The 26067-nt window shown below is 60.2% G+C and carries 24 protein-coding genes and 1 pseudogene; 22 read left to right on the top strand and 3 right to left on the bottom strand.

Annotated features, from left to right (window positions below):
* The first annotated feature begins 84 nt into the window (after positions 1-84).
* The 18 genes and pseudogenes from NUW23_03435 (at position 85) to NUW23_03350 (ending at position 19563) form a co-directional block, all read left to right on the top strand.
* On the top strand, positions 85-1350 hold the full coding sequence (locus NUW23_03435; GenBank protein ID MCR4425232.1) for an IS1634 family transposase: 1266 nt from the start codon (positions 85-87) through the stop codon (positions 1348-1350).
* A 201-nt stretch (positions 1351-1551) separates the two neighbouring features.
* Positions 1552-2529, top strand: coding sequence for a sugar kinase (locus tag NUW23_03430; GenBank protein ID MCR4425231.1), 978 nt, complete (start codon positions 1552-1554; stop codon positions 2527-2529).
* Entirely contained in the window at positions 2526-3476 is a 951-nt protein-coding gene (locus NUW23_03425; protein ID MCR4425230.1) for a sugar kinase, read from the top strand. Before NUW23_03430 ends, NUW23_03425 begins: the two co-directional genes overlap by 4 nt.
* A 58-nt stretch (positions 3477-3534) precedes the next feature.
* The gene (locus tag NUW23_03420; protein MCR4425229.1) at positions 3535-4515 is read left to right on the top strand and encodes a tripartite tricarboxylate transporter substrate binding protein; all 981 of its coding nucleotides are present in this window, start codon (positions 3535-3537) and stop codon (positions 4513-4515) included.
* A gap of 87 nt (positions 4516-4602) precedes the next feature.
* On the top strand, positions 4603-5094 hold the full coding sequence (locus tag NUW23_03415; GenBank protein MCR4425228.1) for a tripartite tricarboxylate transporter TctB family protein: 492 nt from the start codon (positions 4603-4605) through the stop codon (positions 5092-5094).
* Between the two features lie 16 nt (positions 5095-5110).
* Positions 5111-6601, top strand: coding sequence for a tripartite tricarboxylate transporter permease (locus NUW23_03410; GenBank protein ID MCR4425227.1), 1491 nt, complete (start codon positions 5111-5113; stop codon positions 6599-6601).
* 476 nt (positions 6602-7077) lie between these two features.
* Positions 7078-8040 (top strand): sugar-binding transcriptional regulator, encoded by a 963-nt coding sequence (locus tag NUW23_03405; protein MCR4425226.1) that lies wholly within the window; start codon positions 7078-7080, stop codon positions 8038-8040.
* A gap of 16 nt (positions 8041-8056) precedes the next feature.
* The gene (locus NUW23_03400) at positions 8057-8674 is read left to right on the top strand and encodes an ECF transporter S component (GenBank protein ID MCR4425225.1); all 618 of its coding nucleotides are present in this window, start codon (positions 8057-8059) and stop codon (positions 8672-8674) included.
* 21 nt (positions 8675-8695) lie between these two features.
* Positions 8696-10474 carry an energy-coupling factor transporter ATPase gene (locus tag NUW23_03395; protein ID MCR4425224.1) on the top strand — a complete coding sequence of 593 codons (1779 nt, stop codon included), beginning with the start codon at positions 8696-8698 and terminating at the stop codon, positions 10472-10474.
* Positions 10458-11291 (top strand): energy-coupling factor transporter transmembrane protein EcfT, encoded by an 834-nt coding sequence (locus tag NUW23_03390; GenBank protein ID MCR4425223.1) that lies wholly within the window; start codon positions 10458-10460, stop codon positions 11289-11291. The genes NUW23_03395 and NUW23_03390 overlap by 17 nt, the downstream gene beginning before the upstream one ends.
* Positions 11292-11316: 25 nt before the next feature.
* Positions 11317-12288, top strand: a complete 972-nt coding sequence (locus NUW23_03385; GenBank protein ID MCR4425222.1) for a carbohydrate kinase family protein — start codon at positions 11317-11319, stop codon at positions 12286-12288.
* Positions 12285-13352, top strand: a complete 1068-nt coding sequence (locus NUW23_03380) for an ADP-ribosylglycohydrolase family protein (protein MCR4425221.1) — start codon at positions 12285-12287, stop codon at positions 13350-13352. Before NUW23_03385 ends, NUW23_03380 begins: the two co-directional genes overlap by 4 nt.
* Complete coding sequence (locus tag NUW23_03375) at positions 13315-14061, top strand: 2-amino-3,7-dideoxy-D-threo-hept-6-ulosonate synthase (GenBank protein MCR4425220.1); 747 nt, start codon at positions 13315-13317, stop codon at positions 14059-14061. Before NUW23_03380 ends, NUW23_03375 begins: the two co-directional genes overlap by 38 nt.
* Positions 14058-15107: a zinc-binding dehydrogenase gene (locus tag NUW23_03370; protein ID MCR4425219.1), complete on the top strand. Its 1050-nt coding sequence runs from the start codon at positions 14058-14060 to the stop codon at positions 15105-15107. Before NUW23_03375 ends, NUW23_03370 begins: the two co-directional genes overlap by 4 nt.
* 1 nt (position 15108) lies before the next feature.
* Positions 15109-16530, top strand: coding sequence for an FGGY-family carbohydrate kinase (locus tag NUW23_03365; GenBank protein MCR4425218.1), 1422 nt, complete (start codon positions 15109-15111; stop codon positions 16528-16530).
* Positions 16527-17816, top strand: coding sequence for an MFS transporter (locus NUW23_03360; protein MCR4425217.1), 1290 nt, complete (start codon positions 16527-16529; stop codon positions 17814-17816). The genes NUW23_03365 and NUW23_03360 overlap by 4 nt, the downstream gene beginning before the upstream one ends.
* Before the next feature lie 117 nt (positions 17817-17933).
* Positions 17934-18452: a hypothetical protein gene (locus NUW23_03355; GenBank protein ID MCR4425216.1), complete on the top strand. Its 519-nt coding sequence runs from the start codon at positions 17934-17936 to the stop codon at positions 18450-18452.
* A gap of 145 nt (positions 18453-18597) precedes the next feature.
* Positions 18598-19563: pseudogene (locus NUW23_03350) on the top strand (alkaline phosphatase family protein).
* Between the two features lie 21 nt (positions 19564-19584).
* Here NUW23_03350 and NUW23_03345 read toward each other — a convergent pair.
* Complete coding sequence (locus NUW23_03345; protein MCR4425215.1) at positions 19585-20652, bottom strand: dihydrodipicolinate synthase family protein; 1068 nt, start codon at positions 20650-20652, stop codon at positions 19585-19587.
* A gap of 24 nt (positions 20653-20676) precedes the next feature.
* The gene (locus NUW23_03340; protein MCR4425214.1) at positions 20677-21114 is read right to left on the bottom strand and encodes a hypothetical protein; all 438 of its coding nucleotides are present in this window, start codon (positions 21112-21114) and stop codon (positions 20677-20679) included.
* A gap of 184 nt (positions 21115-21298) precedes the next feature.
* On the opposite strand from NUW23_03340, the gene NUW23_03335 reads away from it, so the two are divergent.
* Positions 21299-22720, top strand: a complete 1422-nt coding sequence (locus tag NUW23_03335) for an oligosaccharide flippase family protein (protein ID MCR4425213.1) — start codon at positions 21299-21301, stop codon at positions 22718-22720.
* Between the two features lie 182 nt (positions 22721-22902).
* Here the strand turns inward: NUW23_03335 and NUW23_03330 are convergent, their stop codons facing one another.
* On the bottom strand, positions 22903-23745 hold the full coding sequence (locus NUW23_03330; GenBank protein MCR4425212.1) for a CPBP family intramembrane metalloprotease: 843 nt from the start codon (positions 23743-23745) through the stop codon (positions 22903-22905).
* A 586-nt stretch (positions 23746-24331) separates the two neighbouring features.
* Here NUW23_03330 and NUW23_03325 point away from each other — a divergent pair.
* The 3 genes from NUW23_03325 to NUW23_03315 are packed head-to-tail and all read left to right on the top strand — an operon-like array spanning position 24332 to position 26043.
* On the top strand, positions 24332-24964 hold the full coding sequence (locus NUW23_03325; GenBank protein MCR4425211.1) for an RNA polymerase sigma factor: 633 nt from the start codon (positions 24332-24334) through the stop codon (positions 24962-24964).
* Positions 24936-25313, top strand: coding sequence for a hypothetical protein (locus tag NUW23_03320; GenBank protein ID MCR4425210.1), 378 nt, complete (start codon positions 24936-24938; stop codon positions 25311-25313). Before NUW23_03325 ends, NUW23_03320 begins: the two co-directional genes overlap by 29 nt.
* Positions 25303-26043: a hypothetical protein gene (locus NUW23_03315; GenBank protein ID MCR4425209.1), complete on the top strand. Its 741-nt coding sequence runs from the start codon at positions 25303-25305 to the stop codon at positions 26041-26043. The genes NUW23_03320 and NUW23_03315 overlap by 11 nt, the downstream gene beginning before the upstream one ends.
* Positions 26044-26067 lie beyond the last annotated feature (24 nt).

Below are 26067 nucleotides of genomic sequence, written 5' to 3'. Positions count from 1 at the left end.
AAGCAGGTATTTTGGAAGAGACCAGTTAAAGGCGTGTTCGACTCCTCCGGATAGGATGGGACCCGGGGGTGCGTGCTGGTGGACATGAAGGTTATCTTAGAGGCTCCTGGTTCGGTAAGGACGGTGACCGCGGGCGCCACTTCCCTCGTAGCGGCCATGTCGAGGGAGATCGGCCTCGCCGACGCGCTCGGTAGAGCCTTGGATAAGCTGTTCGAAGCCCGGGCCAACAAAGTTCTCGGGGACGTGATCACCTCTGCCCTAAAGGTTCATGAGGTCGATGCGGGTTCGATGCACTTCGATATGACAAGCCTGTCCGTCTACGGAGAATATGAACACATCAGGTTGATCTCCCACGTACCGGCTGCTTCCGGGGTAGTAGGCGAACCCGTCGCAGCGGCTTGCGGGGCGGACGACTGGGAACCCGCTGGCTCCTATTCTTCATGCAAGGGTGCGGCTGAGTATTGGGTTAGCGAGAGCGTCGCTCGGATAGCCGAGGCAGACTACCGGTTCATCGTGGTCCGGTCATCCACCCTGGACTCGAGGAAGGAGAAGTCCCTGGAGAAGCGGATCGCCAAGTCTGGAGAAGAGATCGAACGGGCGGCTAAAGAGCTTTTCGACAGAGAGTTCGTATGTGAACTTGACGCAAGGCGGGCAGGGGAATTGTTCATCGCCAAGTGGAAGGACGGATTCCACGAGCTTTCCTTCGAGGCCCTGGAGGAAACCATAAGGGAGAAGCGGTCAAGGCGGGGCCGGCCGAGAAAAGACGAAGAGGTCCCCGCGGGGGCAACGGTGTACAAGACCAAAGTCAAGATACACGGAGTGGACGAAGCTCAGGTAAACCGGGCGCGAGAGCGGGAGAGATGTTTCGTCTTGATAACCAACGTGATGAATACGAAGAAGTATCCAGCTCAGCGCATACTCGGGGAGTACAAGCAACAATGGATGGTGGAGGCGAGGTTCAGCTTTCTCAAAAGTCCTTACCTGCTAGGGCAGGTGTTCCTAAAGAAGCAGAGCCGGATTGAGGCTCTGGGGTACGTGCTCTTAATGGCTCTGCTCATGTCCACCTTGCTGGAAAGGCGGGTACGAAAGAACTTGGAGACCGAAGAGGAACCCCTAATGATACCCGGGCAGAAGCTGACGAGGAAGCCGACGGCTCGGATGATACTCGACATGTTGGACACCGCGCAGGTTGCCTACGTCGAACACGAAGGGATGGTGCGCCGAGTCTGGCGCAATACGGGCCGGCTCTTCGACGTGCCAAGGCTTCTGCGGCTGGCAGGCTTCAGCGAAGAGATATACACAGATCCTGCGCTCGATGATGGACTAGCCTCCTCTTCGCGGAATCATTAGCTGGCAGAATCTACGTGCGGAATGTCGGTAGGAACGCCTTCACGAGGCAGGAATTCGTCTCTAAGTGCACAATACTTCCATAGCCAGAGCGGCTATGCAAGCGCTGTTGATATCCCCGGGGTTCGTGGGAGAGAGGCACTGCATCATACGCGGACTGGCGGTGGAGGTTGCCCCTGGTAACCAGGGTGTCCGGGAGGGGTCATGTTGGACGTTGTATCGTTGGGCGAAGTGATGGTCCAGTTGAATGCAGCCGAACCCGGCCCATTGCGTGCGGTTCGCATGTTCGAGCGACACGTCGCCGGCAGTGAGGCGGATACTCTCGCCGGCCTCGCGAGGCTCGGTTTCAATGCTAGTTTCATCTCCAGGGTGGGGGATGACGAGATGGGCATGGCCGTACTCATGGAACTCAACTCTTACGGAGTGGATACTTCTCGCGTAACGGTGGACCGTGAGGCGCCGACAGGAGTCTATCTGGTGCAGAGGGGGTACCCCGTTCCGGGGAAATCGAAGGTCTACTACTACAGGTCCGGCTCTGCGGCGAGCAGGATGGGCCCGGACGACATCGAACCGGAGTGGATCTCCTCCGCCAGGCTTGCTCATGTCACTGGCATCACCCCTGCCCTCAGTCAGAGCTGCCGGGAAGCCGCGCTCCGCCTGGCAGAGATCGCCCACAACAACGGAGCACTGTTCAGCTTCGACACCAACATCCGAATTCAGCTTCTCAAGACCCCAGAAGCGGCGCGCAGGGCTGTGGATCCCTTCCTGGCCTTTGCTGACATTGTCTTCACGGGCACGGGTGATCTTGATTTCCTCTTTGGTAACGATGAACTAGAGCACCAGGTTGAGATCTTGCGGAAGCTCTGCCCTGCGGCGCGCGTCCTTGTGGTCAAATGTGGGAGCCATGGAGCCAGCGCATATCCGAAAGACGGGGTGCCATCGTCGGACCCTGGCTTTTCCGTCCCGGTGGTGGACGAACTCGGGGCAGGTGACGCTTTCGACGCAGCGTTCCTGGCGTGCATCCTCAAGGGGAGCCCGATCGATGAGGCTCTGATGTACGCGAACGCCGCGGGGGCGATTGCTGTGACCGCCAGGGGGGATCTCGAACCCCTGCCCACATGGAATGATCTGCACGTGTTCGTCGCGAGGCACCGCGGCGGAAGGGAATCGCTCATGAGGTGATTGAGGTCATGGCAATGGTCGAGGTAGTAGCTTTGGGTGAGCCGCTCGCCGGGTTCTATGGAACCTCCGGCCGCCCGATCGCCGAAGAGACTTCTTTTCAGCGGATATGGGGAGGCGACACGTCGAACTTCGTGGTGGCCCTTGCCAAACTCGGACACACCTCCGGGTACATAACTCGTGTGGGAAGCGATGCGTGGGGGCGGAGCTTCATGGACTTATGGAGTCGGGCCGGGGTAGATACGTCTCATGTGGTCGTTGATGCCGAGGGCTACACCGGACTCTATTTCTCCTGCTCGCATGACCAGAGCCACGAGTTCACCTATCATCGGAAAGGATCTGCCGCAAGTCACCTGAGCCAGTCCGACATAGACACGCAATACGTGACTCGCGCCAAGGTCCTCCATCTCACAGGGATAAGCCAGGCAATAAGCCCGAGCGCGATGGAAGCGTGTTTTGCAGCCATCGAAGTTGCCCGGGACAACAGCGTGACGGTTTCATACGATCCGAACATCCGCCCGGGTTTCTGGGCATCTAGCACACTCCGCGCGGCGGTACGACATACCATTCTCCGCCTCGCGGATGTTGTAGAACTCACACTTGATGAGGCGCATCTCCTGTTCGGTGATGTCGAACCAGTCAAGATCGCAGCGCGCTTGATCGACGGGGGCGTAACGCTGGTCGCGGTGAAAATGGGGCCGGATGGGTGTCTGGTTGTCACAAGAGACGGCGCCTCGCGTGCGCCCGGTGTTCAGGTTCACGTGGAGGATACGGTAGGGGCAGGCGATGTGTTCGACGCAGCAGTCGTGGCGTGTCTTCTGGAAGGGCGTTCGCCGGATGTAACAGCCAGGTTCGCAAACGCTGCGGCTGCCATGACATGCCGTGGGCGAGGGCCACTGGTGTCCCAACCCACCAGGGAGGAGGTAGAGCATCTGCTGAGAGCCGAGTGACGCTGGGTCGTCGTGTCTATCAAACATGAGTGTTCTGTGAACGGAAGGAGAGATGAAGATGAATCGTGTTGGTTCTTTGATGCGCAGAGTCACGCTGTTGTCATTGGCCTGTCTGATTCTCTTTGTCCAACCAGGTGTCGCAGCGACATACCCGACCCGCGCGGTCACGGTGATCTGCCCGTGGGCCGCCGGCGGCGGAACGGACCGGTTGACGCGCTACTTGGCTGACCAACTCAGACTGGAGCTGGGAGTGCCCTTCGTCGTGGAGAACAAGACCGGCGGCAACGGGGGTGTTGGGCACGGGGCCGGGGCGCGGGCCAAGGCAGACGGGTACACCGTGACCCACATAACCTTGGAGATCGCGACGGTCCACTGGCTTGGGCTGGCTGACGTGTCGTACAAGGACTTCAAACCCATAATGCAGTTCAACGAGGACGCATCGTCAGTGCTTGTGCGCGCAGACGCTCCGTGGAAGAACGTCAAGGAGCTCCTCGCGTACATAAAGGCAAACCCAGGCAAGCTTCTCTTCTCAGGCTCCGGAGCAGGGACGATATGGGATCTCGCCCGTATCGGGATGCTGAATGTCGCAGGGATTCCTGTGGACGCTGTGACGTGGGTGCCAACGACTGGCGCGGCCCCGTCTCTCGTCGAACTTCTCGGGGGACACGTTGATGTCGTCACGTGCAGCCTCGCGGAGGCCGCGGCTCAAGTGCAGGCAGGCACGGTGAGGGCCCTCGCCGTGATGGCCGATAGCCGCCTTCCTTCGTTCCCCGAAGTGCCCACTCTCAAAGAGCAAGGCATCGACTGGTCTGCCGGGACCTGGAGAGGGTTCGGGGTACCCGCGGGGACGCCTGACGAAGTGGTGGAAGTCCTTTACAAGGCCATGTCCAAGATCGTGGCGTCAGACGGGTTCAAGGAATTCATGGACAAGAATGGTTTCGGGACCAGAATCAGAGGCCCCAAAGAGTTCGGGGACTTCATGGCAGCCCAGGATCAGGCCTGGAATACTGTCCTGAAACTCGGAGGGTATATTCAGTAACCCACCTGCCGGCGCTCCTCCCGCCCTTCCCCACGCGGGAGGAGCCTCCCCTCGTTCTTCGATTCGAAGCCGTTAGGGGTTGAGGTTATGAGAAAACAATCGTTGATAATTGGGCTCTGTTGTGTGTCACTCGGGGTGACCGTCCTCCTCCTAACGCGGGACTTCCCGGCCTTCCGGGTCAGAGGAGTTGAGCTTCCGGGTCCGGCTTTCTTCCCAAATCTCATCGCTTTCGGGCTACTAGTATGCGGCGCCGCGGAATTCGTCGTGGCCTTTCGTGCACGAGGTTCGGAGACCTCGTCAGATCAGTGCCCAGTCAGAACGCTGGCCGGACTGTTTGGAAACCAGGGTTTCCTCAGTGGTCTCATCATGGTCGCGTGCATCATTGCCTACGGAGTCCTTCACGAAAGGCTGGGCTTTCTTCTGACCACCGCCATCATGTCCACGATTATCATGCTTAGGTTCAAGGTGAGGCCTGCTCAGAGTATTCTTGCTTCCATCCTGGTGACCGTAGGCCTGGCGCTGATTTTTGCGAGGTTGTTAAGGGTTCCGCTCCCAACAGGCGTCTTGAGTTTCTGGTGATCGGGAGGCGTATCCGGTGATAGCTGACATATTCCAGCTCCAGGTTCTTGTACCGTGGGTCATCGGGATGGCGTTCGGGATATTCGTGGGCGGGATGCCGGGCCTGACGGCTACCATGGCTGTGGCTCTCATAATACCTGCGACCTACTACTTGACTCCGCTCGGCGCTCTCGCGATGATACTCGGAATAGAGTTCACGGCGATCTTTGCCGGAGACATACCCGCCACGTTTCTCAGGATACCGGGGACCCCCGCCTCGGGGGCCGCCGTGCTCGACGGGTACGAGATGGCCAAGAGAGGCGAGGGCGAGGCGGCACTGGGGATAGACCTCGTCGGCTCTGCCGTGGGTGGGCTGATAGGGGTAGCGCTCCTCATTTTCACCTCACGACCGCTTGCTACATTCGCGCTCCGCTTCAGCAACTTCGAGTACTTCTGGCTCGGTGTGTTCGGGCTGTCTATGAGCGCCATCATCGCGCGGGGCAACACCCTCCGCGGGTTCATCTCCGTCCTTGCCGGCCTACTCATCTCCTGTGTCGGGGCAGATGTTACGACCGGGTACCCCCGGTTCTCATTCGGTGTGCCGGAATTCGCCGGCAGGATAGAGTTCATCCCTGTAATGATAGGTCTGTTCGGTCTCTCTGAGGTCTTCCGGTTCCTCAACAACCCCCTCGGCGACAACAGGCCCGCGGTCACAAAGCAGATGCCGTGTTCACTCACAAAGGCACTCAGGGTACTGTGGCGGTTTAAGGCCACGGTGCTCAAGTCGTCGATTGTGGGAACATTCATCGGAGCTCTGCCCGGGACCGGGGCAGACGTAGCTGCCTGGGTGGCGTACGGGGTCGGAAAGAGGACGTCCGCACACCCAGAGAAGTATGGAACCGGGTACGAAGAAGGTGTGGTCGCGCCCACGGCGGCGAACAACGCGGCTCTCGGGGGTACCTGGATCCCGGCTCTGGTCTTTGGGGTTCCGGGAGACACGATAACGGCCATAGTCCTTGGTGCGATGCTCATGTACGGACTCAGGCCTGGTCCGACGATCTTCCAGGACAGTCACGAACTCCTGAACGGTATGTTCGCCGTAGCCGTCATTTCTCAGTTCATCCTGGTGGCGATAGGGTACGCAGGAATCAAGGCCTTCGCGCTCTTTCTGCGGCTCCCCAGGGCGATCGTGATGGCGACGGTTGTCGCTCTTTCAGTGCTCGGGTCCTACGCCCTCCGGTCCAGCACTGTGGATATCTACATAATGCTAGGGGCTGGCTTGCTCGGATTCATAATGGAGGGCGCGGGAATCCCGCTTACCCCGATGGTGCTCGGACTCATCCTGGGCCCGATGGTGGAGGACAACCTGAGAGTGGGCCTCATCAAGACAGGGGGGAGTCTGATCCCCTTCCTCACTCGCCCGATCTGCGCCGGGCTGATCGTGTGCATATTCGCCGCGCTGTTCGGCGAGCCGCTCATTGGCGTTGTGAGGAGGCTGGTGCGGCGTCCGAATGCAGTGCGCATGTAGGCGGTGACGATGGCCCGCATCTTGAGGGTGCTGCAAGATGAGATCCTCGAGAAGCAGGGCCTGGCCTTTCGTCTGGAGCGGGGCCCATGGCGAGTGCAGTCAGAGAAGCCCTTCCTTCTCCATGCCCACTTTGACTTCTGCTTTCTGTGCGGAACCTATTGACCGTGTCTTCTGGATTCTCAGTGATCCTGAAGATCTCTCTCTTTCCCATACCATCGAGGCCCAAGGCCTTCACTAGCTCCTCCATCTCGCTGCTGCTGACCCTGCGGATGTGTGCCTCTTGCCCACGTGCCGCATAACAGGACGCCGGCCTCCAAACTCAAGCAACCGGATGGATGAGGGGTCATGCTTTTTCTTCTCGCAAAGAAGGAATGAGCATTGCCGCGTAGAAGTAGCCATTGGAGCACATATGTGCTGAACAAATGTGCAAACCATCTGCCGGACTTCTCCCCAGTAGGTTAAAGGGAGTGCAGTGCATGGGTTTCGACAGGCGCCTTCTCCATCAAGTGGCGAATCAGTACTACGAGCTTGATAAGACTCAGGAAGAGATAGCTCAAGCTCTTGGGATATCCCGCAGCCAAGTGTCAAGGGCCATTAAGCAGGCACGTGCCGAGGGAATCGTGGTGATAAGAGTCGTCCCGCCAGGGCTTGACTTCAGTGACCTCCGTGCGGAGCTGTGCGAACGCTTTGGACTCCGTGATGCGGTCGTAATATCGGGGGAAGGCGGGCCCTCGCACCTCGTCACGCAGAATCTTGGCAAGGCAGGAGCGGAGTACCTGGCGGAACGCGCGAAACCCGGACTGGTAGTCGGCGTCTCCTGGGGCGCCACTCTCCGTGAACTCGCCTCCGCGCTCTCCACCGCCCGCCCACGCGCTCGTGATCTCCTCACAGTCCCTCTTCTTGGCGGTCTCGGACAGGCCAGTGTCGAACTCCAGGTAAACGATATTGCATCGCGCATAGCCAAGGCTCTCGGGGGCTCTCACCTGTACCTGCACGCTCCTTCCTTTGTAGACACGCCGGAGGCCCATGCGGCCATAACATCTGACAGCAACATCAAAAGGGTAGTCGACATGTGGGACCGTCTCGATATTGCTGTGGTGGGAATAGGATGTCTCAAGCCGCCGTCCACGCTTCTCCAGGAGGGAGGGTTTTCCGACGAAGACCTTGGGAGGCTCGAGACCGCGGGAACAGTCGGCGACATGTGCATGAGATTCTTCGACATCGAAGGGAAGCCAGTAGACACGTACCTTGACGGCAGGATAGTCGGAGTCGGCCTGGACCAGCTTCGGAAGGCCAGGATGGTAGTGGGAGTCGCAGGGGGAGAGAACAAGACTGACGCGATCTTGGGTGCGTTACACACCGGCGTGCTCGATGTGCTCATTACGGACGATGTAGCCGCACGCAGCGTCATCCGTCTCTCGAAACAAACGGAACTCTAATAGGGAGGTACGGGAAATGCCACTTGGACAGGGCGCTTTGGGACTCGGCGTCGCGTACGCGCTTGCACTACTTTACCTCATCTTCATGTGGGGCATCGGACGGGTGCTCACAAGGGAGCACCCCGCGGAACACAAGGTTGCGTGGGACACAAGAACCATTGCCCGGGTGACGATTCTGGCAGCAGTCTCAGGAGCTGGTGCTATGATCAAGGTACCCGGCCCAGCCACGACCATCGCGTTGGATGCCGCAGCTGGTTACTTCGCAGCCGCCTATTTTGGCTGGCCTGTGGGCGCTACGGTCGCTGCCATCGGGTGTTTTCTTGCGAACGCCCTTGGAGGCTTCGCAAGCTGGCTCCCAATGGTACCGGTCTACCTCAGCGGAATGGCCTTGACGGTCACCCTTGCTGTGTTCGTGGCGAAGAAAGTGAACCTGCTGGCCGCGATCATTGTGGGGACCATAGTCAACACAATCACCTGTCTTGGCCCATGGGCTCTCATGATAGGGCCGGCGCTCATGATTGCACTTCTACCGTCCCAGATTCTGGGGTCGGCGGTGAACGCGGTCATCGGGTTGACTGTGGCAAGGGCGCTCAAAGGTGCGCAGAACAGGAAACGGCCTGAGGCCGTCGAGTGAAGCTCAAGAGAGGTGTTCCACTTGGCGCCGATCATTTCACTGGAGGACGTCAGCTTCAACTACAAGGGCTCCAAACGCCGAGCACTCGATGGCGTCTCTCTCGAGGTTGAGCCGGGCGAGTGCGTGGCGATACTGGGGTCCACCGGGGCAGGCAAGAGTACGCTCGCGTGCGTTATGAACGGAACGATCCCCCGGTTTATTGACGGAGATCTCTCCGGCAAGGTCGTTGTAGACGGGATGGTTCCATCTGTGGTGGGCACTGCGAGAATGGCGACTAGAGTGGGTCTTGTGTTTGGCGATCCTGACGTGCAGCTCTTCGGGATGACGGTAGAAGAAGATGTTGCGTTCGGTCCCTCAAACCTCGGTCTGGACTACTCCGGCATTATGGACAGAGTGGACAAGGCGATCTCTGCTATGCGACTCAAGGGCCTGGAATCACGCGCTCCGCACAGGCTGTCTGGCGGCCAGAAACAGGCCACTGCCATCGCCGGGGTCTATGCGATGCTTCCCAAGATCATGGTGTTGGATGAGCCCACCTCGATGCTGGATCCAGAGGGCAAAGCCCGGGTCTTTGCGAGCGTGCGCCACCTCAAAGAATCTCTCGGGGTCACAGTCGTCCTGATAGAGCAGGAAGTCGACGACATCCTCGCCTTGGCGGACAGGGTGTTTGTGATGAAGGGAGGGAAGTTCGTTCTCTCTGGGCGTCCTCGGGAGGTGTTTGCCCATGTAGACGAGATCCGGGCCGCCGGCGTACGCGTCCCGCAGATCGTAGAGTTTGGACGGCTGATTGGAGGGGAGGAACCTCCATTCACGGTCGACGAGGCGGTATCCCTAGTTAGCCGCGGAGCGTGGGGGCCTCCAGGCTGGGCTGAGAGTGTGCAGCTGAACGGGCGAGCGGATGCGCAGGCGGAGAAACCCGCTGGGAGCACCTCTTTCCTGCGGGGGCCTCGTCCCGTCCTGGAGACGGTCGACCTCGAGTTCAGGTACCCCATGGGCACGAAGGCTCTGAACGGAGTCACCCTCACCATACACGAAGGCGAGTTCGTAGCGATTGTCGGACAGAACGGCGCCGGAAAGACCACGCTCACAAGGCACTTCAATGGCCTGCTTCGGCCCACCTCTGGTCAGATCGAAGTACTCGGTAAGCCATCAAAGGGTATTCCAACAACTGAGCTCTGCCGCGAAGTGGGGTACGTTTTCCAAAACCCAGACGAGCAACTGTTCTGTACGACGGTAGAAGACGAACTCCGGTTCGGGCCAACCAACATCGGCCTTTCACCAGGGCAGATCGACGCGGTCACCGAGAGAATCCTGTGCGACATCGGGCTTGCCAAGTACCGTGATGTCTGGCCGAAATACCTGACCAAGGGTGAGCGCCAGAGACTCGCGCTAGGCTCAGTGGTGGCAATGGGCCCAAAGATCCTGATCGTGGATGAACCTACCACCGGACTCGACTGGGTCGAGTCCCTCCAGATATTGGATTACCTCGAACGTCTCCGACGCGAGCATGGAATGACCATCGTAATCATCACTCATGACATGAACATCGTGAGCCTCTATGCCAAGAGAGTCATCGTGATGGCAAAAGGCCGAGTCGTTGGGGACGGCACTCCCAAGGAGGTCTTCTCCCGCCCGGACTTGATGGAACAGGCGAGTCTCAGACGTCCGCCAATTGCGGACCTCTCCAACGCAATATGGGGAGAGGTGATCCTCACGCCTGAAGAAGCCGCGCAGAGGCTTCTTGCATCCAGAGAGGGTGCGTCCGCACGGAGGTGTGCATCAAGTGATTGTGGAGTATGAAAGCAAGTCAACGCCGATGCACCGCTTGGATCCGAGGGCCAAATCCATCTGGCTGCTCTCGACCATAGTGGTGAGCGTGATATGGAGCAACCCCGTGCACCTGGCGGTTCTCGGCCTGATTGTCATCGGGTTCGGGTTCCTTGCCGCGTTCCCGTGGGCGAAGATAAAGGGAGTGCTCTCATTCCTCATCATCGTAACAGCAGTAATAGTGCTGATCCAGGGAGCCACCTACGTTCCGAAGAGCGTGACTCTGGAGGACCCGAGGCAGGTGCTCTTCCACATCATCCCCGGTTGGATCCCGGGAGTGGGCCCAGCGTGGCCAGTCATGATAGGGGGGGTTCTATATGGTGTGGGAATGGCGCTGAAAGTGTTCACCGTCCTGGTTGCGGTGGCCATATTCGGCTATGTGACATCTCCATCGGAGATCGTGCAGATCCTGGCCAGGATTCGATTCGTCCCCTACCAGGTCGGGTTCGTGATATCGACCGCGTGGAAATTCGTGCCCGTAGTGCAGATGCAGATGAGAACACTGATAGATGCACACCGATCGAAGGGCGTCGACTTCGAGAAAGGGGCATTTGCCGAGAGGATCCGCAAAGCCTCACATGTCATCTCCCCTGTGTTCTCAAATGCACTCTCCATGGCCGACACCATGGCCCTGGCCATGGAATCAAGGGCGTTCGGAAGCAGCAAGAGATTCACGTTCATCAGGCCGTATGAGCCCACATTCGCTGACGCGCTCATGCTGTGGGGTTCGCTCGCGGCAGCGGCAGTATGCATAGTGGGGCTTGCGGTGTTCAAGGTGGGAGCGTTGTAACGTGGGCCTGGGATGCAGACGGGCAGTGTGTGTTGGAGCGGCGGCGATGGACTTCATATTCACCGTCGAGGAGTTTCCTTCGCCCGACGCAATGGTCTTCGCCAAAGGTGAGCCGATGCTCGTGCCGGGAGGGTCAACAGCTAACATCGCGGTCGGGCTTTCACGCCTCGGGGTCGGATCGAGGTTCGTGGGCAAGGTTGGGGCCGACGAAAATGGCCTTACGCTGAAGACCGCATTCGAGAAAGACGGGGTGGACACGAGCTGGCTTGTTTTCGACCCCGCGGGCCGAACCGCCCAGACGATCATCGTGGTAGACGGCCAGGGAAGGCGGATCATTTATTCCCTGGGCGGCACGGCGCTTCTCGAGACTCCCCATGAGCTGGACCCTTCTGCAATCGAGGGCACAGATCTGCTTTACATCGGAGAGGCGTTCCCCGATGTTGCCCGTAGAGCTGCGGCTCTTGCCCGCGAAAGAGGAGCCCGGGTGGTGTGCGGTCCAGGGGGAACGGCTTCGTGGGTCCCAATCCACGCGTTGATGGAGCTGCTCAGGGAGGCGGACTACGTGCTGCTTTCTAGAGGAGAGCTCATGTCGCTCATGAGCTCGGCGGGCGCTCGGAGCAGCGGGGATCACCGGGACGGTGCGACGTGGCTTCTCTGCAATGGGATAAGGAATGCAGTCGTCACTTTGGGACAAGGCGGTGCAGTCTGCTACAGCTCGGGCGGCACATGTCCGACGGCGGACGGCGCGCCCGTAGGCGTGACAGGCACTTCGGTTGCTCAGGCTTGCTTCAGGGTGCAGGCGGTGGATACGACTGGCGCTGGAGATGCTTTTTCCGCTGGTTTCATGAGCGCCCTCCTAGACGGGCTCCCAACAGCCGAGTGCCTCCGAAGAGGCAATGCCTGCGCTGCCCTGGCAATACAGAGAGTGGGGGCGAGAGAGGCCATGCCGACAAGAGGTGAGCTTGATGAGTTCCTGGAAGGGAGCACGGCATCGTGAAGCGCGTGCTTGCCCTTGACCTGGAGCGTGTGGCGGGGTGCCTTGCCGGGCTTGCCATTGGAGATGCCATGGGAATGCCTGCCGAGTTCATGTCACGCGAGGAGATCAGGGAGAAGTACGGACGCATAGACGGGTTCGTCATGCCTCGCGCGGAGCACATTCACGCGGAGATGGCAGCCGGACAGGTGACGGACGACACTCAGCAGACTCTCGCATTGGCCGAAGCGATATCGGTGCACGGCAAGATAACCCCAGAGATAGCCGCTGAGGCGTACCTCAAGTGGGCTCGCGATACGAACGCGTTCGATTCGTCGGTCCTCGGGCCGAGCAGCAAGACCGCCATGCAGAGGCTTCTGAACGGCGAAGACCCGGCGAGTGCCGGTTCTTCTGGCGCCACGGTTGGGGCGGCGATGCGGGTCGCGCCGATCGGCATAGCCAACGCAGGGGACCTTGACGGCGCGGCGCACGAGTGCTATCTGTCGTGCTTGCCCACGCACGGGGTGAACGTGGCTATAGCAGGTGCGTGCGCAGTTGCCTGCGCTGTATCCTGCGCGGTATCGTGTCCACGTTGCGCCTCGGCATCGGCCAGAGTTCAGGAGGTGATGCAGGCCGCACTATTCGGGGCGGAGTACGGACAGAGGCTCGGGGTGAAATGGGCGGGAGCGTCTGTCGCCGCCCGCATCAGGCTAGCCCTCAGGATCGTGGCGGAGAGGTCAAGTCGCATTTCGGCCGAGGACACTCTTTACGAGGTCTGCGGGGTGGGGATGTCCCCAACCGAGCTTGTGCCCACCGCCATGGGGCTCGTAACCTTGTATGAGGCAGACGCCAAGGCCGCAATCATAGCGGCCGCGAACATGGGAGGAGACACCGACACACTGGCATCGATCGTCGGCGCCATAACAGGGGCCCTGTCCGGTATCTCTGGCCTTCCGGACGAGTGGGTACGGACAGTCGAAAAGGTGAACCGCCTCGACTTCCGGCAGGTCGCCAACACCCTTGTTTCTCTGCGGGAAAGGAGAACCCAATGTGACCGGAGTCAACGTGAGACTTCGAAGGATCTTTAAGGATGCGAAGGCAGTCATCTGCCCACTCGACTATGGCGGGTTCATGGGGCCGGTCAAGGGAATCGACGACCCTTCGTGGATCATAGACAAGGTGGTGCGAGGAGGGGCAGACGCGATCCTGGTCAATCCGGGGTTTGCCCGAAGCGAGTGGAAGGAATACGCAGGCCGAACTGGCCTCATAGTGAGAGTGACGGGGGGAGCCAGCAAGTTCAGCCCGCGCGGGGATTTTCATACTTTGGTATGCACTGTGGAAGAGGCGTGCGCCCTAGGGGCGGATGCAGTCTGCGTCATGATACTTGTCGGATCCGAGTGCGAGCAAGAGATGTTCGGGATCATGGGATGCGTGATCTCCGACTCCCACGCGCTGGGCATACCTGTGCTGGCGGAAGTCATACCGTCTGACCCCGCACACAGTTTCGACCCCGAGTGGATTTCCGTATGCGCGCGGGTCGGGTACGAGCTTGGAGCGGACGTCATAAAGACGTATTTCACGGGTGAGAGTTTTCGTGACATAGTGAGAGCATGTAGGGTGCCCATAGTGATCGCTGGTGGGCCAAAAGTCGACGATTCGAACACTATGGTCGCGCGCGCCATGGATTGCGGAGCGGCGGGGATCGCCTTCGGAAGAAACGTGTTTCAGGCGGAGGATCCGGAACAGAAGGTGCGTGAGCTTTGCACGATAGTGCACGAGGGGGTGCGAAGAGGATGAAGGCGGTCGTCTACCATGGACCTATGGATCTGAAGGTTGAGGAGGTCGATTGCCCGAAGCTCGGTCCAGGGGACGCACTGCTCAAAGTAAGTGCATGCGGTGTGTGCGGTACCGACGTCAAGACATACAGGCGTGGCCACCACATGTTCACTCCTCCGTGCATACTCGGGCATGAAGCTGTGGGGAGAATCGTCGAGATGAGGCCGGCTCTGTCCGAATCATCTGGAGTGAACCCCGATGTGGGTCTCGGTGACGAAGTCGCAGTCGCTCCATATGTCCCATGCTATTCATGCGACCTGTGCCGGCATGGGCGGCAGGAGCTCTGCATGAACAAGGACTGGATAGAGGGCGCGTTCGCTGAGTACATAAGAGTGCCCTCCGGAGTGATCCGCAAGGGAACCTTCAAGCTTCCGAACGGGATCGACAGGAACGAGGCATGCCTCACCGAGCCTCTTGCCTGCTGTATCAACGCAGTAACGGATGCCGGGGTCCAGCTAGGCGACACTGTCCTTGTGATAGGGGCGGGGCCTATGGGCCTTCTAATTCTGGAACTATGCAAGTCGGTCGGGGTCGCGCGGGTGCTCGTAAGCGAGCCTAACGCCTGGCGAAGAGAGGAAGCTCGCCGGCGTGGCGCACTCGTAATCGATCCTTCCGAGGCGGATGTGAAGAAGTGGGCCCGAGAGTCGACCGCGGGCGATGGCCCGGATGTGGCCTTCGTCTGTGTGGGAGCGGTGGACGCGGTGGACACCGGCATGGAGGCTGTGAGGCAGGGCGGAGTGGTCAACGTCTTCGGAGGGCTTCCAGGGGATGCGCAACTGACGGTAGACGCCAAGCGACTACACTACGACGAGATCACGATCATGGGAAGCTTCGGCTTCGCTCCTCACCACTTCGAGACGGCACTTGCGATGATCGCGGCAGGGAGGATCAACGTGAAAGGCATCATAACCCATGTGTTCAAGATAGAAGGCGCCAAGACCGCCTTCAATGCGGCCGAAGCGGGAGAGACTCTCAAGGTAGTGCTGCAAATCTGCGAGGACGCGTGACATGGGGAGAGACAACAGCCTAGCCCTTGTTGGCGTCGACATAGGGACGACTTGGATCAAGGCTGCACTCTGGAAGGAGAATGGAGAGGTCTCGATATCAAGGCGACCCGCGGCGACTGACTCCGTCTTCCAACAGGACCCTGAACGGATCTGGTGCACGGTAGCTGAGTGCGTAAGGAGAGTCCTTGCGGAAGGGAGCGGTGGAGGCGGGGTCCGCCAGGTTCGCGTGGCTGGAGTCGGACTCTCTGGACATGGGCCGTCCCTGGTTGCACTGGATGGTTCCGGAAAGCCGCTGTCACCTGTCATCACGTGGATGGACAGGCGGCCTCTCGAGGAGGCTGCAGCGTCCTCGGGCGGTGAGACAGGAGCCGCAGGGCCGTCATTTGAGGCGACTGCCCTCTGGCTTGTAAGGCAACCTTGGGCGAAGAAGACCGCCCCGGCTGCTGTCTTGCAGCCCAAGGACTACATATGCTTCAGGCTCACAGGGGAGTTATGTTTTGATTCATCGGCCGTGTCCTGCGTGTCTGCGGCGTCAGGTTGGAGTGTGCGCAGACTCTTCCCAAGGCTCGTGGACCCATGGGAGACCGCAGGACGGGTGACAGCAGAGGCGGCTTCCCAGACTGGGCTTCCGGAAGGAACGCCGGTCGCGTCGGGAGGAATCGACGCGTTCGTGGAGACACTTGGTGCGGGTGTGATCACTGAGGGAGTGGCGTGTGACTCGACAGGGACCTCCACGTGCATATCGACTGTGCCTGGCACGGTCTGCCATGTGGTGCCTGGGACTAGTCTCACGGTTATCCCGGTGTCATACACTGGTGGGTCTTTGGCGTGGGCTATGTCTGTCCTGTTTCCCGCGGCTGTCCGGGCTTCAGAGGGCTGGGAAGGCGTTATCGCGGAGGCCCTCACTCGGTCGAGGGTGGGTGCGGGAGGGCTCGTGTTCGTGCCGCACATGGTGGGCGAGAGGAGCCCACGCGCGATCCCCGGCGCGACCGGAGGGTTTGTCGGCATAAGACCACGGCACGGTGTCCACGACATGCTTCGGGCAGTCCTGGAGGGGTGCGCCTACGTGGTGCGAGAGTGCATGGAAGAGGCGGGGCTACTTTGGACGACGCGCGAGATTCGGGCGGTTGGCTCAGGGGCGCGCCACGACGGGTGGCTCCAGATGAAGGCGGATATCACCGGAGTGCCTGTTGTCAAGATGGCAGCACGAGAGGGTGCTGTTCTGGGGGCGGTGATCCTCGCCGGCATGGCCGCTCGCAGGTTCGCCTCTGCAGCTGAGGGGGTGGACGCAGTAGTCCGGGCAGCGCGGGTGTTCGAGCCACGTCGGGACGACGCTGAGGAGTATCGGAAAGCCAGTGATGTGTTCTTGAGTGTAGAGAGGACACTCGAAGGCCTCTGGCAAAGACGGGGGTTGTCCGGATGAACCGGAACACTCAGCGCAATGTGGGTGCGCCGTGGACAGGACGTGCAGGTTACGTCCCGACACCGATTTGGCTGATAGCTTGGGCGATGTTCCTATGGGGATTCGGATACGGCCTGCATTCATACTTGTTTCCTGTCTACTTGCGCAGCATCGGATGCACTCCTGCACAAGTGGGCTTCGTCTTCTCGGTATCAATGGCGGCCATGGCTGTCTCGTACATACCGGGGGGAGTGATCGCTGACAAGTTTGATCGATCCCGAGTCATGTTGTTTTCGTGGATTGCGGGCACTCCTTCAGCGATTCTCTATTACTTTGCACGCGATTATCGCATGGCTGCGCTGGGTATCGCCCTCTACTCAGGGTCGCTTATAGGATATCCTGCCCTCAACGCTTATGTACAAGCGTACGCACCCAAGGGCGGGTCGGGGTCGGTCTTTGGGATCATCAACGCGGGCTTTGCGGCGGGCATGTTAGCGAGCCCGCTAGTCGCCGGATACATCTCAGAGGCTAGGGGAGCAAGGCCGGTCTTTTTGATCTCGTTCTTGTTCTTTTTGGCTGCTGTGGGCGTAATTGCTCTGCTACCCAAGGAGCCGAATGAATATGAGAATCCCGCGGCGGCTGAGGTGAGGAATCACAAGGCCGGGGCAAACACCTATCGAGGACTTGTGACAAACCAACGGTTCATGGCCTTCATCTGCTGCTATTCTGCGTGTGCGTTTGGCTACTACATGATCCAGCCTCTCATTTCGCAGTACCTGAGCGATGTCCGAAGCAATAGCGTGGGGATCGTCAGCATGCTAGGGTCGGTAATGTCACTCGGACAAGTCCTGATAACCCTCCTGCTGGGCAGGATGGCAGACAGGAAAGGAGCGCTGCTTACGGTCGGCGGCAACATGTTGGTGTTTGTCGCGGCCCTGATGTGCTTCGTCCTCCTGCCAGGCAACTCAGCCACAGTGGGGTCCCTTTTCATGCTGGGGGGATTCATGGCAGGCCAGGGGGTGGCGTTCGCGGGAGTCGGGGAGACACTCCAGGGCCGTGCAGACGGCCGTGCTTTCGGCCTCTTCAACTTAGCCACGTCAGCGGTAGCAACTGCTGGACCGTATCTGGGAGGGGTCTTGTATTCGTTCTCACCTATTGCCCCATTCTTCACAGCCGCGGCTGTGATTGCCGCAGGGGGCATGTCGCTTGTCAGGCAGGGGACTCCTGGCGCAGCGATGGCAGTGCATCAGGCCGCGGACGCCCTGCCGGAGGGCAGAGGCGTCTTAAGACCGAGAGACGGGGGGTGAGGCCGCGGGAAGAGCAGGCCGGGACAGTGGGGGCAAGTGGTTGTGCGGGTGTAGGCGGGACCGGAGACATGCTGAACACTGAGGGTACCGATACCACAATGACAAGGAGGAGCCAAAATGCGAAGACTTACAGTCCTTATCCTAGGCGTATGCGCTCTGCTGGCGCTGACTGTCGAGGCCGGAATAGCTGCTCCGGCGAATCCCACGGGGAAAGTCGTCCTCACTGTGACCGGGGCGATCTCGGAGAAGAACTCCGACAAAGGCCTTGAGATGGATATGGCCATGCTCGAGAAGATCGGCCTTCAGCTCTGCGAAGTCCGCGACCCGTGGCTCGGAAGCAAGAAATACACTGGCGTGTTGGTCTCTGCTATCCTCGAGACGGCGGGTGCGTCCGAGGACTACGATGAAGTGATAGTGATCGCAAAGGATGGGAAGAAGGTCACTCTGACGGCGGACGACATCAACAAGTACCCGATAATCCTCGCAACTCAGGACGGCGGCAAAGCCATCGGTACAGGAGTAGGCGGGCCCATCAAACTCGTCTTCCCGTATGGCACGCATCCGGAGGTGGAGAAGGTACACGACAAGAACGACTGGAACTGGTACGTCATCACGCTCGAAGTGAAGGTGAAGTGACAGACGGGTGCTGACAAAGCGGACTCTCGCGTTAGTGGCAGCCGTGGCCGCAGCTCTGCTCGCCCTCGCCTGGCCGGGCCGGGAGGCTCCGCTACTCGCGGCCCAGACCATGCGCGACGCTCCGGCCACGGTGGTTCTCGTGATGATGGACGGCTGCCCGGCAAGCTCCATAGAAGACCTTCCCGAAGGTTCCTTCCTTCGGGACGCACGCGACGGGCGGGCGGGCGAGTGCCGATATGCGGTCGTCGAGACAGTGTTCCCGTCCTCGACTGCTGCGGGACATGCTGCGGTTTTCACGGGCGCGTATCCGGATACGAATGGGGTCACCGGCAAGGCATACCTTGCAGAAGACGGAGAACTGGCGAGTTTCAGCTCGCCTGACCTTGTTGAACAGCCGACTCTCTTCGAGACCGCAAAAGAGGCAGGATATGTCACAGCCGTCGTCTCGGCAAAGCCCACCGTGAGAAGCGCGCTCTCTAAACCGGGCGTTGTAGATATGTCGATTGGCCCGACGGCCGTGCCCGACTGGGTTCTCGATGCTGTGGGGGCACCTCCCGATGAGTCCACTCAGTATGACGACTTCGCAGGGTGGTACCAGCGGCAGGACAGATGGATTCTCGACGTGGTGCGCGCAGTCCTGGAACGCGAATCCGGCCCGGCTTTCATTGGGGTGAACCTGGCCAGCCCCGACAAGCTGGGGCACAGGTACGGACCCACGCCTGCAGCCGAGACTCTGGAGGGCATAGAGTCCGTGAGCGACGGCCTTGCAGAACTCGCCGCAACGCTCGAGCACACTCGTCCCGGTGCGTGGTGCATGATCATCACGGCGGATCACGGGATGACGAAGGTGGGTAGGGGCATTGTTGTCGGCGAAGTTCTCGAGCAGGCGGTAGGGGACCGAGCCGGCGACGTCGTCACCTCACTTGACGGAGGCGTGCTCTATGTCTGGGGCGAGAGCGGAGTCCTCTCGAAGTTCGCGCAGGCGCTCAGATTGGCCGACGGTGTGGCTGAGGTGATCGGCAGCGATGCCAATAACCGCTATGACGTGCAAAGGCGCGAGGCACTGCGCCTCACGCATCCGAGAACCCCTCCACTGATAGCGGTGGCACGGGAAGGCTACATGTTCATTGAGTCAGAAGCGCTCATGGAGTACACAGCCGGAAGTCACGGAACGACCATCCCGAGTGACGTCATGGTGCCGCTTCTGGTCTGCGGACCGCTTGCCGAGGAAGTGGACCTTACTGGGGCAAGGTCGACCACCGACATCGCATACCTCGTGAGGCAACTCATGGGGATGGAGATGCGCGAATAGGACTTCGAAAGACCGCAAGCGAGGCTGGACGCGACAGATCGCTGCGGAGTGTTTGCGGGTGCCCGCGTGAAGGTCTGCATCGTGATGTGAGGCCGACACGCGGGCCTCCGAAATGGCCATAGTCTCCACCGACCATCCAAGCAGATCGAGGAAGACGCTGCTGGCTCCGATGACTAAAGCAGGGCCCGGCTCATCTCCCTTCTCCACGGTGGCGACGTAGTAATCAACCACAAGCTCCGGGCAGACATTCGCAAGTCCTGCAACCATGGCCTTGGCTCCTGCCGCAGCCGCCGGACACCACAGGCCCTCGGTGCCGATTATCATTTCGAAATCCAGATCGGCTGCTTCTGTCTTGTCTTTGGTGTGCACGAAAGCCACGATGTCGAAACAGCTGTCCTTCATGCCCGCGAGGCCATTCTTCCCGAGCTCCACAGCCATGTTCGGGGTAATAAGGATCCCGCTGGCTTTGGGGTTGTTGTAGGCGAACACCGGGACCTTGACACTCTGCACTATGGCAGTGTAATGGGCTATGACTGAGCGCTCCGAATGAGGGAAGTAGAAGGGAGGAATAGCTGCCACTGCGTCTGCTCCCTTGGACTCGGCGTACTGCGCGAGCTCCACCGCGGTGTCTGTGTCTGCCGCTCCCACATGAGCTATGACCGGGATTCTGCCGCCCACCTGGTCCATGGTCAGATCGAAAAGCTTCTTGCGCTGCTCCATCGTCATGAGAATCCCAGCGCCGTATGTACCACTCACGAATAGTGCATGGACGCCTTTTTGGACCAGGAACTCTAGGAACTCTCGCTGGGCCTGCTCGTCCACTTGTCCACATTTGGTGAAGAGGGTAAGGACCGGGGGAATTACTCCTACAAACGGCTTGCGGGTCATCTTTTGTACCTCCTAGACTGTTGGTTAATCAACGACCGGGAAGATATTTCCGGCGTCGAGAAGAACTGCGATGCTATTTCCGGAGGGTATGCGATCCAACACCTGTTTCAAGTCCTCCACGCACTTGCCGAGCCCGCCCAGATTCCCGGCGTGCTTCGGGTTTGCCACAACAACCACGTCGTGTGTCTCACAGACTGTCTTGTAGTTGAATGCTGCGGTGGCATGACGGGTCTCATCTACGTCATTGGTGACCACCATCTCCGCAAGTCTCTCAGTCGAAAGGTTCATGTGGTCTTGCGGGAAGGTGGCAAACCTCTTCACAGCGCCAGGAGGAGCCCAGCCGGAGACCCTGGGAGCGCAGAGCACCAGTGTTCCACCGGGCTCAAGGGCCGTGTCAGCCAGTCCGCACCCGCAAGTACTCTTGTAATCGAACCATCGAAGCCGCCGCGCTGAGACGTTCATACGTGCCGCCTGGGTGATGATGGAGAAAGGCCTCCACTTACCCTGTGGGGCGGGAATGTCTCGCTTGTCCGACTCGGTGTCCGGCCCCTGTCTGGCCCCGTGCCCGGCTTCAGCGCTTGCCCACAGTGGTCTACGGCCATCTGCCGCCGAATAGCCGTTAAGGATGAAGCGGGGGGATTTCCAAGTGCCGAAACGAGGGAGAAGAACTCTGGTGATCGGCGCCGTTGCGTTGGCCGCGTCCGGCGGAGTAACAAGGGTAGTCGGCGCGGTGTATCGAGTGCTTCTTGTGCGGATAGCCGGAGCTGAGGTCCTGGGGTTGTTCCAGATGACCATGCCCCTTTATCGTCTGGCCTTTTCCGTCGCCACTATGGGGCTTCAGGTTGCGGTGGTAAGACTTGTCGCCGATGGGCTAGGCCGGAAGCGGCCTCAGGACGTCCGAGCTTATGTGCGGTCCTCATTGGGCGCGGTCGCGGTATCCGGACTCACGGTGGCGCTGCTGCTAGCCTTGGGGGCGCCGCAGTTGGCCATGTTCCTCTTCAAAGACGAAAGGCTTGCTCCTGTCATCGCCTGCCTGGGAGCCCTGCTGATTCCCGCGGCCATGAGCGCCGTTCTTCGTGGCATCGTTCAAGGGTCCGGCAACATGCCCTACATAGCGGCGGCCAACGCCGCTGAAGCCGTTATTCGAGTGCCAGGTGTTGTTGTCGCGCTGTCGGTGTTTCTTCCCGCAGGCATGGGGCCAGCGGCCACAGGAATCGTCGCCGGGATGCTTGCGGGGGAACTCGGATCACTGGCGATCCTCGGGGTCAAGGCCAGGTCCACAGTAGCTGGCCTAGCTCAACGGCCAGGTGCCGCTTTGCTGGATTCTCGACCTAGTTGGCGACATAGCAGGGCGCTATTCCGGCTTGGGATTCCGGCGATGATGTCCGGGTTGCTCAACAGCGTCATGGGCTTGATCAACGCGGCCATCATTCCGCGCCGGCTGCTCATCGCAGGCTTGACTCAGTCTCAGGCGACTCAGGCCTTTGGCCAGATGAGCGGAATGGTGGTCCCCATGCTGTATATGCCGATGATGCTGGTCGCTCCAGTTACGCAGGTGATAATCCCCGCCGTGGCTGAGCGAATGGCTAGAGGGATGCAAGAGGGCGTCCGGCGGCTCCTGGGAAAAGCCTTTCTTGTGGCAGGGGCTATCGGTCTGACTTCGGCAGGCATCTTCTCTCTGATTCCGGGACAGATAGGGCAGATACTGTACGGTGCGCCCCATATAGCGCCCCTGATTCGCCCATTGGCAGTAGCTGCGCCGTTCGTGTATCTCGGCGCGGTTGCCGGGGGGACTCTGTATGGGTTGGGCCAGACAAGCGCTGTGATGGTGAATGTCTTGGCCGGGGACCTCACCCGGTACGCGGTTACATGCGCGCTTGTATCAAACCCTGCTTGGGGGATCCTGGGGGCAGTCTGGGCGTTGACGGCGGACTGTGCTGTCACGGCGATCCTCAATCTCTCGTGTCTCGGGTGGTTCATGAGCGAAAAGGGTAAGGGCGAGGTGGGTGAGGAGGAGAGGGCAGGGTCTGGGCATGGTGTGTGGTTCGATCGTGCGGCGAACGGGTAGACCGGGTTGTACGGAAACGCCTCTCAAAGAGGCGTGTTACCCAGGCGCGAACTTAGGTGCTGACGACGATCTTCCGGATGGTCCTAGGCACTGCCGTGTCCTGAGGCTCATTAGGGATGAGAATCCTGCGGTCGGCGTCTTGGGGTTGAGCACCATGTGGGATGATCCTGACTGAACGCAGCCTACAGGCGCCCAGTCAGCAGGATCCATGCGCAGAGGATCCCGAAGGGGACCCAGCCCAGGGTCCCCAAGTAGTTCACGTGAATCCAGTTTGGTCCACCCATGTAGAGGAGTGCCACGAGAGACCCTCCTAGGATGTTCGTGGCGGAGTGGGCGAGACTTGGGGTCCAGACGCTGCCGGTGGCCGACTGAAGCCATCCAAAGAAGATAGATAGCATCACTCCTGATACCGGCATGACGGCCAGCCCCAGTTGCGGCCTGTCAGGATATTGGTACCCCAGGAGCACCAGCGGATAGTGCCAGACTCCCCATATCAACCCGGTCGCTACGGCAGCCAGGGCGGGCCTGTCTGCCAACAGGCGAATTTGGAGATAACCTCTCCACCCAAACTCCTCCCCGAGGTAAAGCGGAGTCAGCAGCACGCTCGATATCAGGAAGTTCACAACAAGCACTGCAAGAGGCGGCGGTGTAGTCTGATGGACAAGGCTCGGTCGGAGGACCGCCAGCCCGCGCTTGAGCGTGAAGTCGGGTGTGCTCACCCCGAGCGCCGATGCAAGTACCATGATCGCCGCCACGACCACTAACGGGATAAGGAGAGCAAAGGCGTAGTACGGGAACCGGTCCAGGGCAAACCTCAGGCCAGCATCGCCGAAACCTTCGCCGGTAGCCCATTTCCGCACGATGAACGCAGCAACCGCAGGTGCAAACGTTCCTGGAGCGACAGCCAACTGGAATGAGGGGCTCTGCGGCGGGATGTGCATCTTCATGGGGATGAGCCACAGCACCCATGCCAGTACGAATGTGATTCCAAGATAAACGAGTATGCCGAGTGTCGCTTTGCTCACGGTCCTACTCCTCTCGTGTGGCGGGTGTCCTTTCCTTTTCTCGCTCGTGGAGCTGCTGGAAGGCCGAAAAGGTGGGGCCGGTCGACAGGATTGTTTATGAAGCACTCTAGATGTCTCTGTGCCTGGGCCAGACCACGCATGATAGATACTCGCGTATCGACAGAGGGCTTCCATGTTTTCGTCGGGACTCCTGCTTTCCACGGGAAGGATGTATACTGCTTCGGATCCGATTTCGTCAGGCTGTCGACGGGTGTCCGTCAAGAAGGCGCCGGACTTCCCCTATTGAATCATCCTGTAATAAGTGGGGGGGATCGCTGAGTGTCAGGGCGCGAGCTTGGTAGATATGTACGCCCATGACTTCTCCCCCATCTCGCTCGTTAGGATTCCGAACAGGACCCACCCCGGCTGTTCGAACAACACAGTCGTGTCGGACGCGAAGGGCTAGACCGGGCAGGGGAGCATGAAGAGCACGGGGAGGGTGAGCGCATTGGCGGCTTGACCGGCCTGACCCGCGTTCAAAGACTCTTCTCCTCCCGCCTCCGAAGGATTTCGGCCGGGCCGGCGACTTACGGACGGTGGTGGTAGATTGGCCGGGCATGAGAACGATTCAAAGGACTTGGGTTTCGATAGGGCGCTTGCCCGGCGAATGGTTGCGGGGGATGTAGCCGCATGGGAACTGCTTCTCGCCGTGTACGGCGATGCGCTCTACCACTACATCCTCTGCCGTCTGCACGGCGACAGGGCGACCGCGGATGACGTTCGGCAAGAGACGCTTCTCGCCGCGGCGACAGGTGTCTCGAAATACCGGGGGAGTGCTCCCATGTTCTCCTGGTTGTGTGGAATTGCCAGGCACAAGCTGGTCGATGCGGTACGGCGAAATCGCCAGACAGGTCAGATCCAGGCGAGCATCGAGGACCACATTGATGAAGCCCTCCCGGATGCGTGGGTAACCCTGGGCACCGCGCCTCTCCCAGAGCATCTCGTGGAGGCGGCAGAGACACGCGCCGAGGTGATCAGAGCGCTGTACAGCGTACGCGAGCAGTACCGGGATGCCTTAGTGAGCCGGTATGTGCGGGGCGAGGGCGTCGATGAAATAGCTGCCCGGCTTGGCCGCACCTACAAAGCAACCGAATCCCTGTTGAGCCGGGCGAGAGAAGCATTTCGCCGTCGGCTAACGGAGGTTGAGCTACTTGACGATGGACCATTCGGCACGCGTTGAACGCGAACCGGACCTGCTTGAACGCGACATCTCTCGGCTTCTGAACTCTGCCGCGTTCTCAGGCGCGCTTTCAGGCGCGCCCGGAGTCTCGGGCCCGGATGACCAATTTGCCATGGCGCTTGCGCGCAGAGCAGGCGCCGCGATTCCCCCTGACCGGGTTTTCCCGGTCCCCGCATTGTGGGCAAGCGCTGGGGGGTTGGCAGGCCTGCTCGCGCTGGGGTTGCGCACTCCCGCGCCCATGGGCGGAGTCTGGGCCGCGCTCACGCTTGCCCCTGCCGTCAACCTTCTCGCTGCGCCGATTGTCGTTCTTGCAGTCATCTTGAGGAGGAGGGTGTTCCGTGCTCGTTGAACGAAAATGGATTGCCGCGGCGGCCGCGGCCGGCATTGTGGCGGCTTTGGCCTCAGGCTTCGCACTCTGGGTCTTGCGCGGAAGACACCTCTTTGATACAGGCGAGACTCGCGCCGCGGTCGAGGCCGCAGTGGGACGAGTGGTCACAGCTCCGGCTGAGTCGGTCAGAGATCCCGGGCTGCGGATGGCCGCCGCGGGGCTCGATCAAGAACCCTACGTGGCCGCGGTGTGGCTGGTGGACCTTGACGGAACCATCGTGTTCTGGTCCGGCGGCCCGGGCCGCGAGGGAGACTCCGTGCTCTCCCTGGCCCAGCTGGATATCTCCAGATCGCTGGACGCTCTCGAACCAGGCAGCATGTCGGAGATCCAGAGGCTGGAGCTACTGACGGTTGGCGCGCTCCGGCGCGAAGGCGAGCACAACGACGTCTTTCGCCACATGGTCAGGCGGGTGCGCGGTCCCGCCGGAGATGTCGTGGGGTTGATCGCGCTTGCGTACGACGTCAATCCCAGTGTATCAAAACCCGGGCCGGGACTCGCATGGCCTGTGCTCCTCGCCGCGATGCTCGTCGGGGTGGGAATCTACTGGGTCGCCCTCCCACTGTGGGTCTACCTCGACGCCTCCGCCCGGGGAGAGCCAAGGGCCTTCTGGGGGCTATTCGTGCTCTTTACGAACCTCGTTGGCCTACTGGCGTATGTGGTCGCAACCTCAGGGCCGCGGGACAGAGAATAGCTCAGTGGGAAACACGGCCACTCG

Source organism: Bacillota bacterium, from assembly GCA_024655925.1.
Classification (GTDB): Bacteria; Bacillota; DTU025; order DTU025; family JANLFS01; genus JANLFS01.
The sequence above is the reverse complement of the archived record's forward strand: the minus strand, read 5'-3'. Positions and strand labels throughout refer to the sequence as shown.